The following is a 14,528-nucleotide window of genomic DNA, read 5'->3' on the forward strand; positions in this document are numbered from 1 at the left end:
TGCTGATTGGCCGCAACGAAGGCGCGCCTTGTTCTTAGCCAAACAAACCGCAACGACTAACCGTTCAAACAAACCGCACAAACCAACCTGAACTACAGGGTATGGCTGCCCAGCTGCTCCTTGAGAAAATCGAGCCAGACCCGCAGTCGGATATCCCGCTGGGCATCGGAGTAGAAGACTGCATTGATGGGGCGCGAGGCGCCACTGTTGCTGCGGGCCAGCACCTCCACCAGCGCGCCGCTCTCCCGATCCGGCCCGGTCATAAAATCCGACAGACAGACGATCCCCTGCCCCGCCAGCGCCAGCTGACGCAAGGTTTCGCCGCTGCTGGCACGCAGACTGGGGGTGATGGCAAAGCGATCCCCCTGCTCGGCACTGAGCAGCGGCCAGTGGTTGAGGTGATCGGGATGCAAAAAACCAAGCAGCTCGTGACCGCTCAGCAGATCCGCCGGTTGGCGCGGGGTGCCGCGCTCGCTCAAATAAGTGGGGGAGGCCAGCAGCCGCAGCCGCGAACGGCCAAGGGGCAGCGCACGCAGGGAGGAGTCGGTCAGCTCGCCGATGCGGATGGCCATGTCCACACGCCGCTCCATCAGATTGATAAAGCCCTCCGAGCTGTGCAGCTGTAGCTCGATGGCGGGGTAGCTGCGGCGAAACTCGCCGATGATCGGCACCAGCCGGTGCAGAATAAAGGGGGTAGCGGCATCTACTCTCAACACCCCTTCGGGTTGTTCCCGGCGCATCAACAGATGCCCCTCCGCCTCGCTCATCTCGGTCAGGATCTTCACCGCCCGCTGATAGAACCAGCTCCCCTCCTCGGTCAGGCTGACCCGGCGGGTGGTGCGATTGAGCAGCACGGTAGAGAGCTTCTCCTCCAGCCGCTTGATGCCACGGCTCACCACCGAGTTATCCATGCCGAGGTTCTCCGCCGCCTGGCGAAAACTGCCCGCCTCCACCACCGCCACAAACAGGGTCAGTTCATCAGAATGGGTCTTCATTGCTGTTATCCGGACAAGAGTAATGGGCCTTTATAGGCGCAGCCGCTGTGGATTGGCAAGCGTGCGGTGAGGCCAGTTCTTTTTTTCTACAGAGAAAGAACGTGACCGCGAGCCCACATCATACCCGCGATTTGTCAGTACAATTCAGCCAGAAAAGCACCGTATGGCACCTTTTATTTCACAAGGATCAATACCATGACATTTGAAGAGCGGCTGGCCGCCGCCCATCAGGAACTGGCAAGCAAAGGGGTATGGCACGCCAACTACAATCCCCCGCTGTGCAGGCTGCTGCGCAGGTTCGGTTATCCAGTTAAACCGCCTCACTATGAGGGCTGGCTAACCAATGTTCTGGCATTCGGTATCAGCGTTGGTCTTGTCTGGGGCATGATGATGTGGTTTTTCAGCTGGCACCCCATGGGGATAGATCCGCTATTTGCCCTGCGCCAAACAGCCCTGTTTGCGGGATTCTTCGGCCTGATCATGGCATCTTGGCTCTGGCTACGGCGCAAGCAGCTTAAACTGACCCCGTGGGAGCAACTTGCTGAGCCCAGCGATGCTGATGATGAGGGAGACGAACTGAATGAAAGCCCATGAAAAACTGAACTATGTGGAGTTTGCGGCCAAGGATCTCGCCGCGACTAAAGCCTTCTTTCAGGCCGTATTTGGCTGGCAGTTTGTTGATTACGGCCCCGACTACAGCGCCTTTGCCGATGAGGGGCTGGATGGCGGATTCTATCGGGCGGATCAGTGCAATCAGACAGCTCAGGGTGGCGCCCTGCTGGTGTTCTACAGCGCGGATATTGAAGCGACTCAAGCCAAGGTGAGCCAACACGGTGGCACCATCAGTCGCCCACTATTCGACTTCCCCGGTGGACGCCGTTTCCACTTCGTTGAGCCCAGCGGTAATGAGTTTGCTGTCTGGTCAGAGCCGCACAACATCTAACCCCTATAGGGAAGTAAGTCAGCATTTTTCACCTGCTTATTCTAAGCAATATCATGCTATTATATTTCGACGCTAATACTATTACAGGATGACACTGAAGTATGATGTTCCCAACAGAATTTGAACGTTCTCATAAATTGTGTTTATACATTCACGATATCATGGTGGAATTTATTAAATCTGGGGAGATGCATGATGTTTTCAGTCAGTCTATAAACATAACCGAAGAGGAAGGTTTTTCTTTAGAAAAGACCGACCAGCATATCTTGGATTGGCTTGAAGAAAACAACAAAAGTGAACAAAGAAATTTAGTAATACGAACAGTTGTTCTGCCAGCAGTCTTATCCGACATGTTACATTGTATTTTTGAAGGCCTATCTGCATCCAAAAAAGGTAAAATGGCAGTTTCCTTTATGTTATTGCGAAAACCATTACAGGAAAGCTTATATCTGCTTGAGTCAATGGCGATCGACAAAAACTCATTTGTAGAACATTTATCTAAAGACCCATTATTTCTCAGACCTAAAAATGGTGGTGGACCATTAGGCCATACTCAACGAATAGACATTGTTTTAGGTAAGATGGGTTTAAGAAAAATATTCAGCAGTCAATATATTTCTGAATTACGATATGATAAAAAGAGCTATGATAGCTTCGATAGGGTTTGTAATCATGCTATGCATCTTTTTACCGAACACTCATCGATAAAAACAGACTTATTGAACATAAACTTTATTTTTTCAGGTGTTGAACAAATTTATAGTCAGCAAAGATATTTATATACAAGGCTTCCATATTTACTTTATTACATTTATTGTCTTTTTGAATATATCGCCAGCGATATTGCCCCAACGACTGCAGAATATATAGAGAATATCAATCGTAGAATATCTGCATACTTTTTAATGGCTTATATCGATATGGACAATGAATTCATTACTGATGAGGTTCATAGTTTAGCTAATCTTTTTAGGTGCGCATTAAAAATAGACCGGGCGCAATCGTTGAATTCATCCTCAATTATCAAAAAACTGGTTCATATTGCAGAAACAGGGTCGTTGACTACAAATTCAGACAATCATTCATAAAAATTTCTCACTACTGCTATTGCTGCTCTCTCCTCAATACTGTTTTGCGACCAGCGCCCTGTTTCCAGCAAGTCACGGCAGGCATACTGACCCTTCGTTTTTGCCAAGGAGGTTCAGATGTCATCACCCGTGATTGTGATTGCCCAGCTTGAAGCCAAACCCGAATTCGCCGCCCAGTTTCGCGCCGCCCTTGAGCCGCTGATTGCGGCCACCTTGCAAGAGGCGGGCTGCCAGCGCTATCAGCTGCATCAGGACTTGGACAATCCACACAGCTGGATGCTCTACGAGGTGTGGGAGAGCGAAGCTGCCCTCACCGTCCATCAGGGCCAACCCCACTTTACCGAATTTGTCGCCAAGGCCGAGCCCTGGTTTGCCAGCAGCACCATTCGCCGCTATCAGCCACTGGGCGCTTGACTGACCCCTGTGCCACTTTCCACTTAGCCCATCAAGGGCCAACCACCACCCCATTGAGGAACAAGATGATCAATATGCCGCCCATGGGTCTGGGCACCTTCCGCCTGAAGGGCGAGCCGCTGCTTGCCACCCTGACCAACGGTCTGGAGCTGGGCTATCGCCATATCGATACCGCCCAGATCTATGACAATGAAGCCGAAGTCGGCGCCGTGCTGACCCGCAGCACTGTTGCCCGTCACGAGATCTACCTGACTACCAAGGTGTGGACCAGCGAGTTTGGGCCGGGCAAGCTGATCCCGAGCCTTGAGGTGAGCCTGGAAAAACTGGGCACCGACTATCTGGATCTGGCGCTGATCCACTGGCCCTCCCCCAAGGATGAGGTGCCGATGGCAGTCTATCTGGAGCAGTTGGCCGAGGCCAAGGCCCGGGGTCTGACCCGGGAGATCGGGGTCTCCAACTTCACCGTGGCCCAGCTCAAACAGGCTATCGAGATTTTGGGGCCAGGGGCCATCGCTCACCAGCAGATCGAAGTTCATCCCTTGCTGCAAAACCGCAAGGTGGTCGAGTTCTGCAAAGTCCAGGGTATCGCCGTCACCGCTTATATGCCGCTCGCCTATGGCAAGGTGCTCGCCGAGCCGCTGCTGATGGAGATTGGCCAGCGCCACGGGGTATCGGCGGCGCAGGTGTCGCTGGCCTGGCTGCTGGCGCAGGACATGGCAGTGATCCCGAGCTCCACCAAGCGGGAGAATCAGGCCGCCAATCTGGCTGCTCTTGATATCACCTTGAGTAGCGAGGAGATGGCCGCCATCGCCACGCTGGATAGGGGTGAGCGCTGCGCCAATCCCGACTTTGCCCCCGCGTGGGACTGACGCGAAAGGCGTGAGACTAACGCGAAAAAAAGGCTGGCTCTGCCAGCAAGCCAGATAAAACAGGGAGAGCATCATGCTCTCCCTGTCTCTTTTCTTGCCTCACGCTTTGCAGCGCTTGCTGAACGTCCAGCCGCCATATTGATGCCAGATGCAGCCCCGCAATCAGGGCGCGTTCTGGCAAAGGGCGGGATCGAACACTTGATTCCAGTCTGATTTCATATCGACCACCACCCAGCCCCGCGCTTTTGCCTGTGCCAGCCCGTCGATCAGCTTGCCGCTGGCTGGCGGATGACTGTCGTAGGCATATTCGCGCTTGGCATCGGTGTGGTGCACCAGCAGACCAAAAGTGTGGTAATCCGGGTTGGTCGAGGTGTATTGCAGCATAGGCACGTCGCCATCGCTGTTGCCAAAGGCGCCGACCGGACGCTGCCCCATAAAGAGGTGAATGGCGGCCGGTTTCGCCTTGCTGTCATCGAAATAGGCGCCGTTCATGGTCTTGCGGATCTCGCTGCCCTCCCCGGTCAGAGCAAACTCGCCGAGGGTAAAGGAGCCAATCACCTGCTGGGGCGGGATGCCATACATCTGCTCGGACATCACCCGCATAAAATCGACGCCGCCGCCGGAGACAATCCAGGTCTGGAAGCCATTATCCCGCAGATACCCCAGCAGCTGCTTCATCGGCAGATAACCGAGCTGATCGTAGTGGCAGCCAAAACGGGGATCCTTGCTGCTGTTGACCCAGCGAGTGACCCGCTCGGCAAACTCGGTGGTAGTCATGCCGCTGTGGGTCAGTCCCATCAGCTTGGCGAGCCCCTTCTCCCCCGATTTGGCCACGGCCTTGAGGTCGTTGTTCAGCACTGCCGCGACGATGGGGTCGGCCTTCCACTCCGGGTGTTCCGGCGCCAGGCGCTTGATCTCGTCCATCGCAAACTGCAGCTGATAGGTCATGGGCGCTTCCGGCCAGAGGGTGCCGTCATTGTCAAACACCACATGGCGCTTCTCTGGCGGAATAAAAGTGGCCTGCTGCTGATCGGTGGCATTAGTTACCCAGCGGGTGATCGCCTGCTTGGCCGCCGTATCATTCCAGGCAGAGAGGGGATCGCTCTGGCCAGCCTGTACCGCAAAGGCGCCGCACAGCAGCAAAAGAGAGGAGAGTCGGTTCAATGTCATCATGTTACCTGCCAGCTGGATATTGCCTGTCGATGAAAACGCACGGCCATCACAACACCGGCGCACATGGGTTCAACACACACGGGTTTCACAGGGAAAATCCTATGGCTGCCAGCTTGTACTGGAGCTTAAGCAAGCTCAGAAAAGGAGCAGCGTTCATCCCGTTCTGCGAGGCAGATCACTGCGTTGCGCTCACGCCGCGGGCAACACAATCCCCTCCCACTCAGCGTTATTGCTGCTTATTTGGCAAAAGTAATTTGATGTCACCGTCATTTTTGCCAACAAAACCCATCGGCATACTGGCGCCATTCTCCCGTCGGGAGTCCCTAACCAAGGAGTTGTTATGCCACTGGCGTTATTTGCCCTTACCTTAAGTGCCTTTGCGATCGGCACCACCGAATTTGTGATTGTGGGGCTTATCCCCACCATCGCCGAGCAGCTCAATGTCTCGCTCCCCTCCGCGGGCCTGTTGGTCAGCCTCTATGCCCTTGGCGTAGCCATCGGCGCCCCCGTGCTCACGGCGCTCACCGGCAAGGTGCCGCGCAAGTGGCTGCTGGTAGGGCTGATGGCACTCTTTACCGCCGGCAACCTGCTGGCCTGGCAGGCCCCCGGTTACGAGAGCCTGATTGTGGCCCGCATCCTGACCGGATTGGCGCACGGGGTCTTCTTCTCGGTGGGCAGCACCATCGCCACGGGTCTTGTGGCCAAAGAGAAGGCGGCGAGCGCCATCGCCATCATGTTCAGCGGTCTTACCGTGGCGCTGGTGACCGGCGTACCGCTCGGCACCTGGATTGGTCAGGTCTTTGGCTGGCGTGAAACCTTTCTGGTGGTAAGCCTGCTCGGCCTCGTCGCCATGGTGGGTAGCCTGCTGCTGATCCCGAACAACCTGCCCAAGGGGGCGGCCTCGACCATCCGCGAGCAACTCTCGGTACTGACCAAGAAGCCGCTGCTGCTGGTCTACGCCAAAACCGCCCTCGGTTACGGCGGCGCCTTCACGGCCTTTACCTTCCTCGCCCCGATCCTGCAACAGGTGAGCGGCTTTAGCGCCGGTGCGGTGAGCCTGATCCTGCTGGTGTACGGGGTATCGGTTGCCGTCGGCAATATCTGGGGTGGCAAGCTGGCCGACAAGATGGGCCCTCTGCCCGCCCTCAAGCTGCTGTTTGCCGGTCTGGCGCTGGTGCTGCTGGCCCTCACCTTCACCGCGCCGCACCCGGTGCTGGCGGTGCTCACCGTGCTGGTGTGGGGCGCCTTTGCCTTCGGCAACGTGCCGGGTCTGCAAGTACTGGTGGTGAAGCAGGCCGAACTGCACACCCCCAAGGCGGTGGATGTGGCATCGGGCCTCAATATCGCGGCCTTCAACGTCGGCATTGCGCTGGGTTCCGTCGTCGGTGGCCTGGTGGTGGAGCACCTCGGCCTGATGCACACCCCCTGGATCGGCGCCCTTATCGTGCTGCTGGCCTACGGGCTGACCCATGTCAGCGAGCGTCGCGAAGCCCTCCGGCTCGCCGCCTGTCAGGCATAAGTTGCGCCAGCAGGCGTCACGCAAGGGCGTGGCGCCTGCTGCAATCGGCGCGGCAGGCTTCTATGCTGTGACACAGCGCCAACCCGGCAACCATTTCAGCAACTGTTTCAGCAACCAAGCCTGTCACCCTCGCATCATTTGCCACGGAGTCTGTTATGAAGGTGCTTATCGTCTATGCCCATCCCGAACCCAAAAGTTTCAACGGTGCCCTCTTCTGCCACGCCATCAGGGCGCTGGAGCAGGCGGGCCACACAGTGATGACCAGCGATCTCTATGCCATGGGCTTTGATCCCGTCTCGGATCGGCGCAACTTCACTGCCGCCAGCGATCCCGATTTTCTCAAGCTGCAACTCGAAGAGCTGGCTGCCACCGAGCAGGACAGCTTTGCCCCGCAGCTGGAGCAGGAGATGCAAAAGCTGGAGGCGGCCGATCTGCTGATCTTCCAGTTCCCGCTCTGGTGGTTTGGCCTGCCCGCCATTCTCAAGGGATGGGTGGATCGGGTCTTTGCCATGGGGCGGGTCTACGGTCAGGGCCATATCTACGAGAGCGGCAAGTTTCGCGGCAAGCGGGCGCTGCTGAGCCTCACCACCGGCGGCCCCGCCGAGACCTATCTGCCCGACGGCTTCAACGGCGATATCGACGGGGTGCTGCGCCCCATCCAGCGCGGGATCCTGCAATTTGTCGGCTTCGATGTGCTGCGCCCCCATATCTGCTATGCCCCGGTGCGAGTCTCGCAAGAAGAGCGGGAAGCCTGGCTCGCCCAGTGGGCCGAGCGCCTTGGCCAGATTGAGCAGGAGTCCCCCATCGCAGTCGGCCGCTACCAGTAACAGCTGCCCCCCCACACAGCACAAAAACAGCGAGCGGCCCCCGGCCGCTCGCTGTTTTTCACGCTCTGTCGTTATGGTTTTTGTTATCCGTGGGCAAGCCTTATGCCGCCTGTTGCACGCCTGCTTTGCCGGTCACGGCACGTTTGAGCCAGAAGTCGAGGCTGACGTAGCGGCCCCCGCCGTAAACCAGCAGCACCAGCAGCATCACGAAGTAGGTGGCGGCAAACTCCATCCCGTTGTTGAGCATCACGGGATCCCCGAGCTCGGTGATGTAGTTGTAGCGACCAGGGAAGTTGGCGGCCAGCCACTCGATAAAGCCGTTGAGGCGCACAGTGGCCTCCATGCTGCCGGTGGCGATGGCATCCCAGCCGTGCTTCCAGTGCACCATGGCGCTCGCCACGCTCATCAGGAAGATGGTGGGAATGGCCATGATACGGGTAAAGAGGCCAAGGGCGATGCAGATGCAGCCCAGTACCTCGGTGCCGGCCGCCAGAAAGGCGAGCAGGGTCGGGAACGGCAAGTTGAGCCCCCCTTCCGAGACCGGGGCACCAAACCAGGCGACGGTGCCGGCAAAGCCCATCACCTTGGAGTGGGCCCCCACATAGATGACCGGAATGAGATAGAGGCGAATGGCCAGCAGGGCCAGAAAATCGAGCCGCTTGCACTGGGCTACCGCCCGCTCGTACCACTGGATCAGGGTGTTGTTCATGGGAATTCTCCTTGGTGTTTGCTAAATGGGTGCAAGGGGCCGCCGGGCTGGCGCTCGCCAACGGGCAAGGTCAGCAGACCCAGCCGGTAAAAATGGCGTGCCCACTCGATCAAATCAAAGTCGCGGCGAGCCTGTTGCACCTGTTGCTGGAACGCGGCTTGGGTGATCCCAGGCTGCTGTTGCAGCACCTGGATCAGCGCCACGTCCCATTCGCGCAACCGCTGAGTCACCACCTGATGATCCGGGCTGCGAAACAGGCCATAGAAGTGGCTGCCCTGCCGGGTCGGCACCACGCCGCTGCGACGAATGGCAAAGGGGAGCTCAAGCAGTTGCAGGGTGGGATTGAGCGCAAACGAACTCTCCGCCGTCACCTCCTCCCCCGGTAAAGCTTGCGGCACTACCCCTTCATCAATCTCGACACAGAGGCAGGCCCACTCGTACTCCAGCAGCGCCAGCCGCTGCCTGGGCCAGTTGAGAGAGCCCTCGCCGTGGCGATGCTGCACATAGCGGACAAACTCGGTGGCGATATGGTGAAACTCGGGGGCCTCGGCGCCGTGCGCGATGACAAAGCCCTCCACCAGTTGCCACCTGTCCACCGGTGCCCAGTGAGCGTGGGTGAGCGGAAAAGCGCTCTCCAGCACCGACTCCACATTGGCGCGCACGCTGCGGGCATAGTGGCTGGCGATGCCATCCTGCGGCAGCCGCACCCGGCTCACCAGCCAGGCGGTCTGCTGCTGCATCCGCTGCGGTGCCGTTTTAGGCGCAGTGATCAGGGATAACCGTCTATCCATAGCGCACCTCCCGCACCTGACTGTCGATCGCCTCGCAACAGGCGCCGTGCACCCGCGCCAGCTCGGCCTCCAGCTCTGCCAGCGGTGGCAAATGGCGATCCCGCTCCAGCAACAGGGGGCGCAGGCCGTGGGTCTGCACCGTATAACGGGCCAGCACCACCACCTCTTCGCAAACCGGTTTGCCATGGGTATCCAATAAAGTGCCGTCCGCCTCTTCCAGATGACCGGCGATATGGAAATAGCGGATCGCACTGCCCGGCAGCCCGGCGATCATCCGCTTGGGGCAGTAACCGTGGTTGCGGCTGTTCACAAAAACGTTGTTGATATCGAGCAGCAGCTCGCAACCGCTGCGCGCCACCAGCTCGGCGAGAAAATCCTCCTCCGGCATCTCGTGGTCATAGCCGTGGTAGTAGGAGATATTTTCCAGCACCAGCGGGCGGGCCAGCGCCTCCTGCACCTGCGCGATCCGCTCTGCCAGATAGGGGATGTTCTCCCACTGACGCGGCACCGGTAGCAGTTCGTAGAGATAACCCTGTTGGTCGCGGGAAAAGCTCAAATGCTCGCTGTAGATATCGATGCCGAACTCATCCAGAAAGGTGCGGATCTGGCTGAGCAGGGTGCGATTGAGCGGCTGGCAATCGCCGAGAGAGAGGCTGAGGCCGTGGGCCACCAGCGGGTAACGCTCGGCCAGCTGATGCAGCTGCGCCCGCCTGGCGCCGCCGATGGCCATCCAGTTCTCCGGCGCCAGTTCGAGAAAGTCGATGCCGAGGCGGACGGGGCCGGCGCAGAGCGCATCCAGATGCTCCTGACGCAGCCCGATCCCCCGACCGCGGGAGCTTATTGGCCGCATACCCCCTCCGTCATCTTGCTACCCTTGCTGGATTTGTCGCCATCAATCCCCTCGCCCGCCACGCCACACTTGCCATCGCGGGCGCGCACCAGCCGCCCCTGCGGATCACTGTCGAGGGCTTGCTTCTCGAAGCGCTTCTCGGTGCCGCACTTGCCCGCCGCACACTTGCCGCCGTGCTGTTCGCTGGGGGCGGCCTTGACCGGCGCATCGCTCGGGGTGGCCGCCAGCGCAAGTCCCGGGGTCAGGGCAATCAGGCTGGTCATGGCGATGGAGAGGGTCAGTTTGCCGGTGGTTTTGTTGCTGCTTGAGTTACTCATGAGCGGACTCCTTGACTGCTGAAACGGGGTAACTGGAGAGATCGCGGGCGGCCACGATCTGACCGTGGAACTGCTGTTTGACGATGGCCATCGCCTCTTTCTTGTGATTGAGGCCGACCCCCATCCAGTGGTTGAGCACCAGCAGCTTGGGGTTCACCTCGGCGGCAATTTTGGCCACCACCGATGGCTTGGCATGAAGCGAAGCCGAAACCGGGTCGGCCCCCTCGTGGATGGCGAGCGGCATCACCAGAATGTCGGCGCCGCGGGCAAAATCGAGGAAGGCGGGGTTGGAACCGTTCTGATCCGCCGAGATGACGATGCTCCCCTCGGCGCTCTGGATCCGGTAGGCCAGACAGGGCACGTCACCGTGGGGGATGCCGAGCGCGGTGATGGTCAAGCCATCCTGCTGATAGACGGTGTGGGGTTTTGGCCCTCGATAGGGGACATCAATCAGGGTGATGGGGAAGAGACCATCGGTGCCATCCTTGAAGCCGCTCAGGTAGGCATAAGCCCCCTTCTCCTTGTTGAAGAGGGCGTCAAAATAACCGCTCATGCTGGGGAAGGCCGAACCTGCCTCGGGCCCCGCCAGATCCAGCGGATCGCTGCGCTCGAAGAAGTAGGCTCCCTTGAGCAGGGCGGGCAGGTCGGTCACATGGTCGGTGTGAAAGTGGGTGATGCCGATAAAATCGACCTCTTCGAGCTTGGCTCCCGCCTGACCGAAGCGCAGGTAGACGCCGCCACCGGCATCGATCAGGATGCGGGATTTCCCCTTCCACCAGATCACCTCGCTGGAGGAGGCGCGCTGATCGTCGGAAATGGGGCCGCCGCTACCGAGCACCTGCAGGGTGAAGTTCTTGTCCAGTGGCGTCAGTTGTACGCCCTGGCTGGCGGCACCCGCCGGCGCGGCGGCAAGGGCGCAGCCGATGGCCAGCGCCACCGCTTTCAATCTCTGTTTCATCACAATTACCTGTCGGTTGGTTGTCGGTTGAAAGTGTGTCGTTTGTGTCGTTTAAAGAGGGGGAGAGAGGGTCCGACGGCGACGTATGAACGCCAACCACCGGCCGTGGCGGGGCGCGAGCCCCGCCGTCAGTTACCGTCCCGTTCGTCCGCCTGCCAGCGTGCTTCCAGCCAGAGCAGGTTGCACAAGCCCAGCAGCAGGGCGAATCCGAGGCCCAAAATCCAGGTGAAATACCACATAGCAGATCCCTTGAGGTCAGTAGAGTTGATGGCTGTCGCGCTTGATGCGGGCACGGTCGAGCTTGCCGCGCACCACTCGATAGACCCAGCCGGTGTAGCCCAGATTGATCGGCATCAGCACCAGCACGAGGCCGAACATAATGGCCAGGGTCTTGTAGCTGGAGGTGCTGTCCCACAGGGTCAGGCTGCTGACCGCATCGAGGGATGAAGGCAGCACAAAGGGGAACAGGGCGATGGCCACCGAGCAGAGCATGGCGGCGCAGGCGATGGCGCTGGCCAGCAGCGCAACCCGGCCCCGCTCCAGCCAGGAGGCAATCCCGCTCACCAGCGGCGCCAGCGTCCCGATGATCGGCACCAGCCACAACAGCGGATAGTCAAAGTAGTTGCGCAGCCAGCCACCGGCGTGGGGGATCACCCCCTTCATCAGCGGGCTGATGGCGGCATTCGGGTCAAAGGGTTGTGTGCCCACACCGGTCAGCTGAAACCCTTGCAGATCCACCAGATGCCAGCCGGCCAGCAGGTAGCAGAGGCTCACCAGCGGGGCCAGCAGGATGGCGATCCCCCGTGCGCGCAGCGCAGGGGTGCCGGTCACCTTGGCTTGCAGAAAACCGGCGCCGTGCAGCAGCAACAGACTGATGGCAGTGGCCAGCACCGAGAGCAACCAGCCCCAGTGGAAGTCGAAGGCGCCGTAGTGCAGACGCAGCGCCGTGTCGAAGCGAAACGGCAGCCCTTCCATCACCAGACCGATAGCCGCACCGAGGATGAGCGCCGGTATCAGGCCACCGGCCACCAGCGCCCGATCCCACCAGCGGCGCCACAGCGGATCGGCCAGCTTGCTGCGATAGTCAAAACCGACCGGACGCAAAAATAGCCCGAGCAGCAGCACCACCATGGGGATGTAAAGCCCCGAGAAGGCGGCGGCATAAACCAGCGGCCAGGCGGCGAACAGGGCACCGGCACCGGCAATCAGCCACACCTGATTGCCCTCCCACACCGGCCCCACGCTGTTGATCACCAGACGGCGGTCGTCGTCATCTTTCGACACCACCGGCAACAGCATGGCGATGCCGAGATCGAAGCCATCCATCACGATAAAACCGACCATCATGAAGAGCACCAGCGCCCACCAGATGAGTTTCAGAGTTGCGTAATCCATCAGGCGATCCTCGCAAGTTCGGGTTGTTCACCGCTGTAGCGGCCGGTATGGAGAATGGCGGGCCCCTTGCGGATCACATGGCGTAACAGGAACAGCTCCACCACCAGCAACAGGGTGTAGATGGAACAGATAGCGATCAGGCTGAACCAGAGTTGGCCCGGCTGAAGCAAAGAGACCGAGGCCGAGACCGGCAGCACGTCGCTGATGGTCCAGGGTTGACGGCCAAGCTCGGCCACCAGCCAGCCCGCCTCGATGGCAATCCAGGGCAGCGGAATGCTCCAGAGCAGGGTCTTGAGCAGCCGTGGCGAGTCTTGCAGCCGGTTACGGCAGAGCTGAACAAAGCTCACCACCATCAGCCCCAGCATGGTGACACCAAGCCCCACCATCACCCGAAAGCCCCAGAACAGCGGCGCCACTGGCGGGATGGAGTCATCGACCGCTTTGGCAATCTCCGCCTCACCGGCCTTGGCGATATTGCTGGCATAGGGGGTGAGCAGCATGCCGTAGCCAAGATCCTTGCCGTGCTGCTCGAAGCGGGCGCGGTTGGCTGGGCTGTCATCGCCCTGCCGAATCTGGTCGAGGGCCTCTGCCGCCACCATGCCGCTGCGGATGCGTGCCTCGTTCTGCACCTTGATATCCTTGAGGCCGGTCACCGCCTCGTCGATGGAGCGGGTGGCGATGATCCCCATCAGATACGGGATCTTGATGGCGGCATGGGTGGTCTCGGCACTCTGATCCGGGAAGCCGAACAGGGTAAAGGAAGCTGGCGCTGGCTCGGTCTCCCACTCCGCCTCGATGGCGGCGAGCTTGACCTTCTGCACCTCGCCGGTGCGATAGCCCGACTCATCCCCCAGCACAATGACCGAGAGGATGGCCGCCAGCCCGAAGCCAGAGGCGATGGCGAAGGAGCGCAGGGCGAACTGCACTTCCGTCTTGCGCAGCAGATACCAGCTGCTCACCCCCATCACAAACATGGAGGCCGCCACATAGCCCGCCGCAACGGTGTGAACGAACTTCACCTGCGCCACCGGGTTGAACAGCACGGCGGCGATATCCACCAGCTCCATGCGCTGGGTCAGCAGGTTGAACTCGGCCCCCACCGGGTTTTGCATCCAGCCGTTGCCGATCAGGATCCAGAGCGCCGAGAGATTGGAGCCGAGCGCCACCAGCATGGTCACCAGCAGGTGCTTGCCGCGGGAGAGCTTGTCCCAACCGAAGAAGAAGAGCCCCACCAGGGTCGATTCGAGGAAGAAGGCCATCAGCCCCTCGATGGCCAGCGGGGTACCGAAGATGTCCCCCACATAGTGGGAGTAGTAAGCCCAGTTGGTGCCGAACTGAAACTCCATGGTGATCCCCGTGGTGACCCCCATGACGAAGTTGATGCCAAACAGTTTGCCCCAGAAGCGGGTGATGTCCTGATAGATCACCTTGCCGGTCATCACATAAGCCGACTCGGCGATCACCAGGATCCAGGACAGCCCCAGCGTGAGGGGCACAAACAGGAAGTGGAACAGGGCCGTGGCGCCAAATTGCAGGCGAGACAGGCTGACCACGTCATCCGGATTGATCATGCGTCACTCTCTTTTGTTGTATTTGCCTTGCACGTTTCGTGCGTGACAAGTACATCACGGAGCATGACACCTATAACAGATGCAGTTATATTGAATTACACCTATAACA

17 protein-coding genes are annotated in these 14,528 nt (G+C 59.4%); 7 read left to right on the top strand and 10 right to left on the bottom strand.

Annotated elements, in window-relative coordinates:
- Positions 1-92 precede the first annotated feature (92 nt).
- Positions 93-995: a LysR substrate-binding domain-containing protein gene (locus I6L34_RS02515; protein ID WP_216955532.1), complete on the bottom strand. Its 903-nt coding sequence runs from the start codon at positions 993-995 to the stop codon at positions 93-95.
- Positions 996-1,190: 195 nt separating this feature from the next.
- On the opposite strand from I6L34_RS02515, the gene I6L34_RS02520 reads away from it, so the two are divergent.
- The 5 genes from I6L34_RS02520 to dkgB all read left to right on the top strand — a co-directional run bounded on the left by I6L34_RS02520 (position 1,191) and on the right by dkgB (position 4,309).
- Positions 1,191-1,589: a DUF6404 family protein gene (locus I6L34_RS02520; RefSeq protein ID WP_216955534.1), complete on the top strand. Its 399-nt coding sequence runs from the start codon at positions 1,191-1,193 to the stop codon at positions 1,587-1,589.
- A complete protein-coding gene (locus I6L34_RS02525) occupies positions 1,576-1,938 on the top strand; it encodes a VOC family protein (protein ID WP_216955535.1) in 363 nt (120 codons plus the stop codon). The genes I6L34_RS02520 and I6L34_RS02525 overlap by 14 nt, the downstream gene beginning before the upstream one ends.
- Positions 1,939-2,039: 101 nt before the next feature.
- A complete protein-coding gene (locus tag I6L34_RS02530; RefSeq protein ID WP_216955537.1) occupies positions 2,040-3,026 on the top strand; it encodes a hypothetical protein in 987 nt (328 codons plus the stop codon).
- 117 nt (positions 3,027-3,143) lie between these two features.
- Positions 3,144-3,440: a putative quinol monooxygenase gene (locus tag I6L34_RS02535; RefSeq protein WP_043825703.1), complete on the top strand. Its 297-nt coding sequence runs from the start codon at positions 3,144-3,146 to the stop codon at positions 3,438-3,440.
- A gap of 65 nt (positions 3,441-3,505) precedes the next feature.
- Positions 3,506-4,309: a 2,5-didehydrogluconate reductase DkgB gene (gene dkgB / locus I6L34_RS02540; RefSeq protein ID WP_216955539.1), complete on the top strand. Its 804-nt coding sequence runs from the start codon at positions 3,506-3,508 to the stop codon at positions 4,307-4,309.
- A 162-nt stretch (positions 4,310-4,471) separates the two neighbouring features.
- On the opposite strand, the gene I6L34_RS02545 is transcribed toward dkgB, so the two are convergent.
- A complete protein-coding gene (locus I6L34_RS02545) occupies positions 4,472-5,482 on the bottom strand; it encodes an HAD family phosphatase (RefSeq protein ID WP_254202922.1) in 1,011 nt (336 codons plus the stop codon).
- A gap of 340 nt (positions 5,483-5,822) precedes the next feature.
- Between I6L34_RS02545 and I6L34_RS02550 the strand changes: the two genes are divergently transcribed.
- Together I6L34_RS02550 and I6L34_RS02555 are read left to right on the top strand one after the other, a co-directional pair.
- Complete coding sequence (locus I6L34_RS02550; protein WP_104014451.1) at positions 5,823-7,001, top strand: MFS transporter; 1,179 nt, start codon at positions 5,823-5,825, stop codon at positions 6,999-7,001.
- 155 nt (positions 7,002-7,156) lie between these two features.
- Complete coding sequence (locus tag I6L34_RS02555; protein WP_021230665.1) at positions 7,157-7,828, top strand: NAD(P)H-dependent oxidoreductase; 672 nt, start codon at positions 7,157-7,159, stop codon at positions 7,826-7,828.
- Between the two features lie 100 nt (positions 7,829-7,928).
- Here the strand turns inward: I6L34_RS02555 and I6L34_RS02560 are convergent, their stop codons facing one another.
- From I6L34_RS02560 to I6L34_RS02595, 8 genes are all read right to left on the bottom strand, one after another.
- A complete protein-coding gene (locus I6L34_RS02560; protein ID WP_216955541.1) occupies positions 7,929-8,537 on the bottom strand; it encodes a DoxX family protein in 609 nt (202 codons plus the stop codon).
- The gene (locus I6L34_RS02565) at positions 8,534-9,328 is read right to left on the bottom strand and encodes a putative DNA-binding domain-containing protein (RefSeq protein ID WP_216955544.1); all 795 of its coding nucleotides are present in this window, start codon (positions 9,326-9,328) and stop codon (positions 8,534-8,536) included. The genes I6L34_RS02560 and I6L34_RS02565 overlap by 4 nt, the downstream gene beginning before the upstream one ends.
- Positions 9,321-10,178, bottom strand: coding sequence for a DUF692 domain-containing protein (locus I6L34_RS02570; RefSeq protein WP_216955546.1), 858 nt, complete (start codon positions 10,176-10,178; stop codon positions 9,321-9,323). The genes I6L34_RS02565 and I6L34_RS02570 overlap by 8 nt, the downstream gene beginning before the upstream one ends.
- Positions 10,166-10,495 (bottom strand): hypothetical protein, encoded by a 330-nt coding sequence (locus I6L34_RS02575; protein ID WP_213389076.1) that lies wholly within the window; start codon positions 10,493-10,495, stop codon positions 10,166-10,168. The genes I6L34_RS02570 and I6L34_RS02575 overlap by 13 nt, the downstream gene beginning before the upstream one ends.
- The gene (locus tag I6L34_RS02580; RefSeq protein ID WP_216955548.1) at positions 10,488-11,453 is read right to left on the bottom strand and encodes an MBL fold metallo-hydrolase; all 966 of its coding nucleotides are present in this window, start codon (positions 11,451-11,453) and stop codon (positions 10,488-10,490) included. The genes I6L34_RS02575 and I6L34_RS02580 overlap by 8 nt, the downstream gene beginning before the upstream one ends.
- Positions 11,454-11,581: 128 nt before the next feature.
- Entirely contained in the window at positions 11,582-11,692 is a 111-nt protein-coding gene (gene cydX, locus I6L34_RS02585) for a cytochrome bd-I oxidase subunit CydX (protein WP_005337572.1), read from the bottom strand.
- A gap of 16 nt (positions 11,693-11,708) precedes the next feature.
- Complete coding sequence (cydB, locus tag I6L34_RS02590; RefSeq protein ID WP_043825685.1) at positions 11,709-12,848, bottom strand: cytochrome d ubiquinol oxidase subunit II; 1,140 nt, start codon at positions 12,846-12,848, stop codon at positions 11,709-11,711.
- On the bottom strand, positions 12,848-14,419 hold the full coding sequence (locus tag I6L34_RS02595; protein WP_216955550.1) for a cytochrome ubiquinol oxidase subunit I: 1,572 nt from the start codon (positions 14,417-14,419) through the stop codon (positions 12,848-12,850). Before I6L34_RS02595 ends, cydB begins: the two co-directional genes overlap by 1 nt.
- Positions 14,420-14,528: the final 109 nt, after the last annotated feature.

The sequence above is a fragment of the Aeromonas sp. FDAARGOS 1404 genome (assembly GCF_019047085.1).
Classification (GTDB): Bacteria; Pseudomonadota; Gammaproteobacteria; order Enterobacterales; family Aeromonadaceae; genus Aeromonas; species Aeromonas veronii.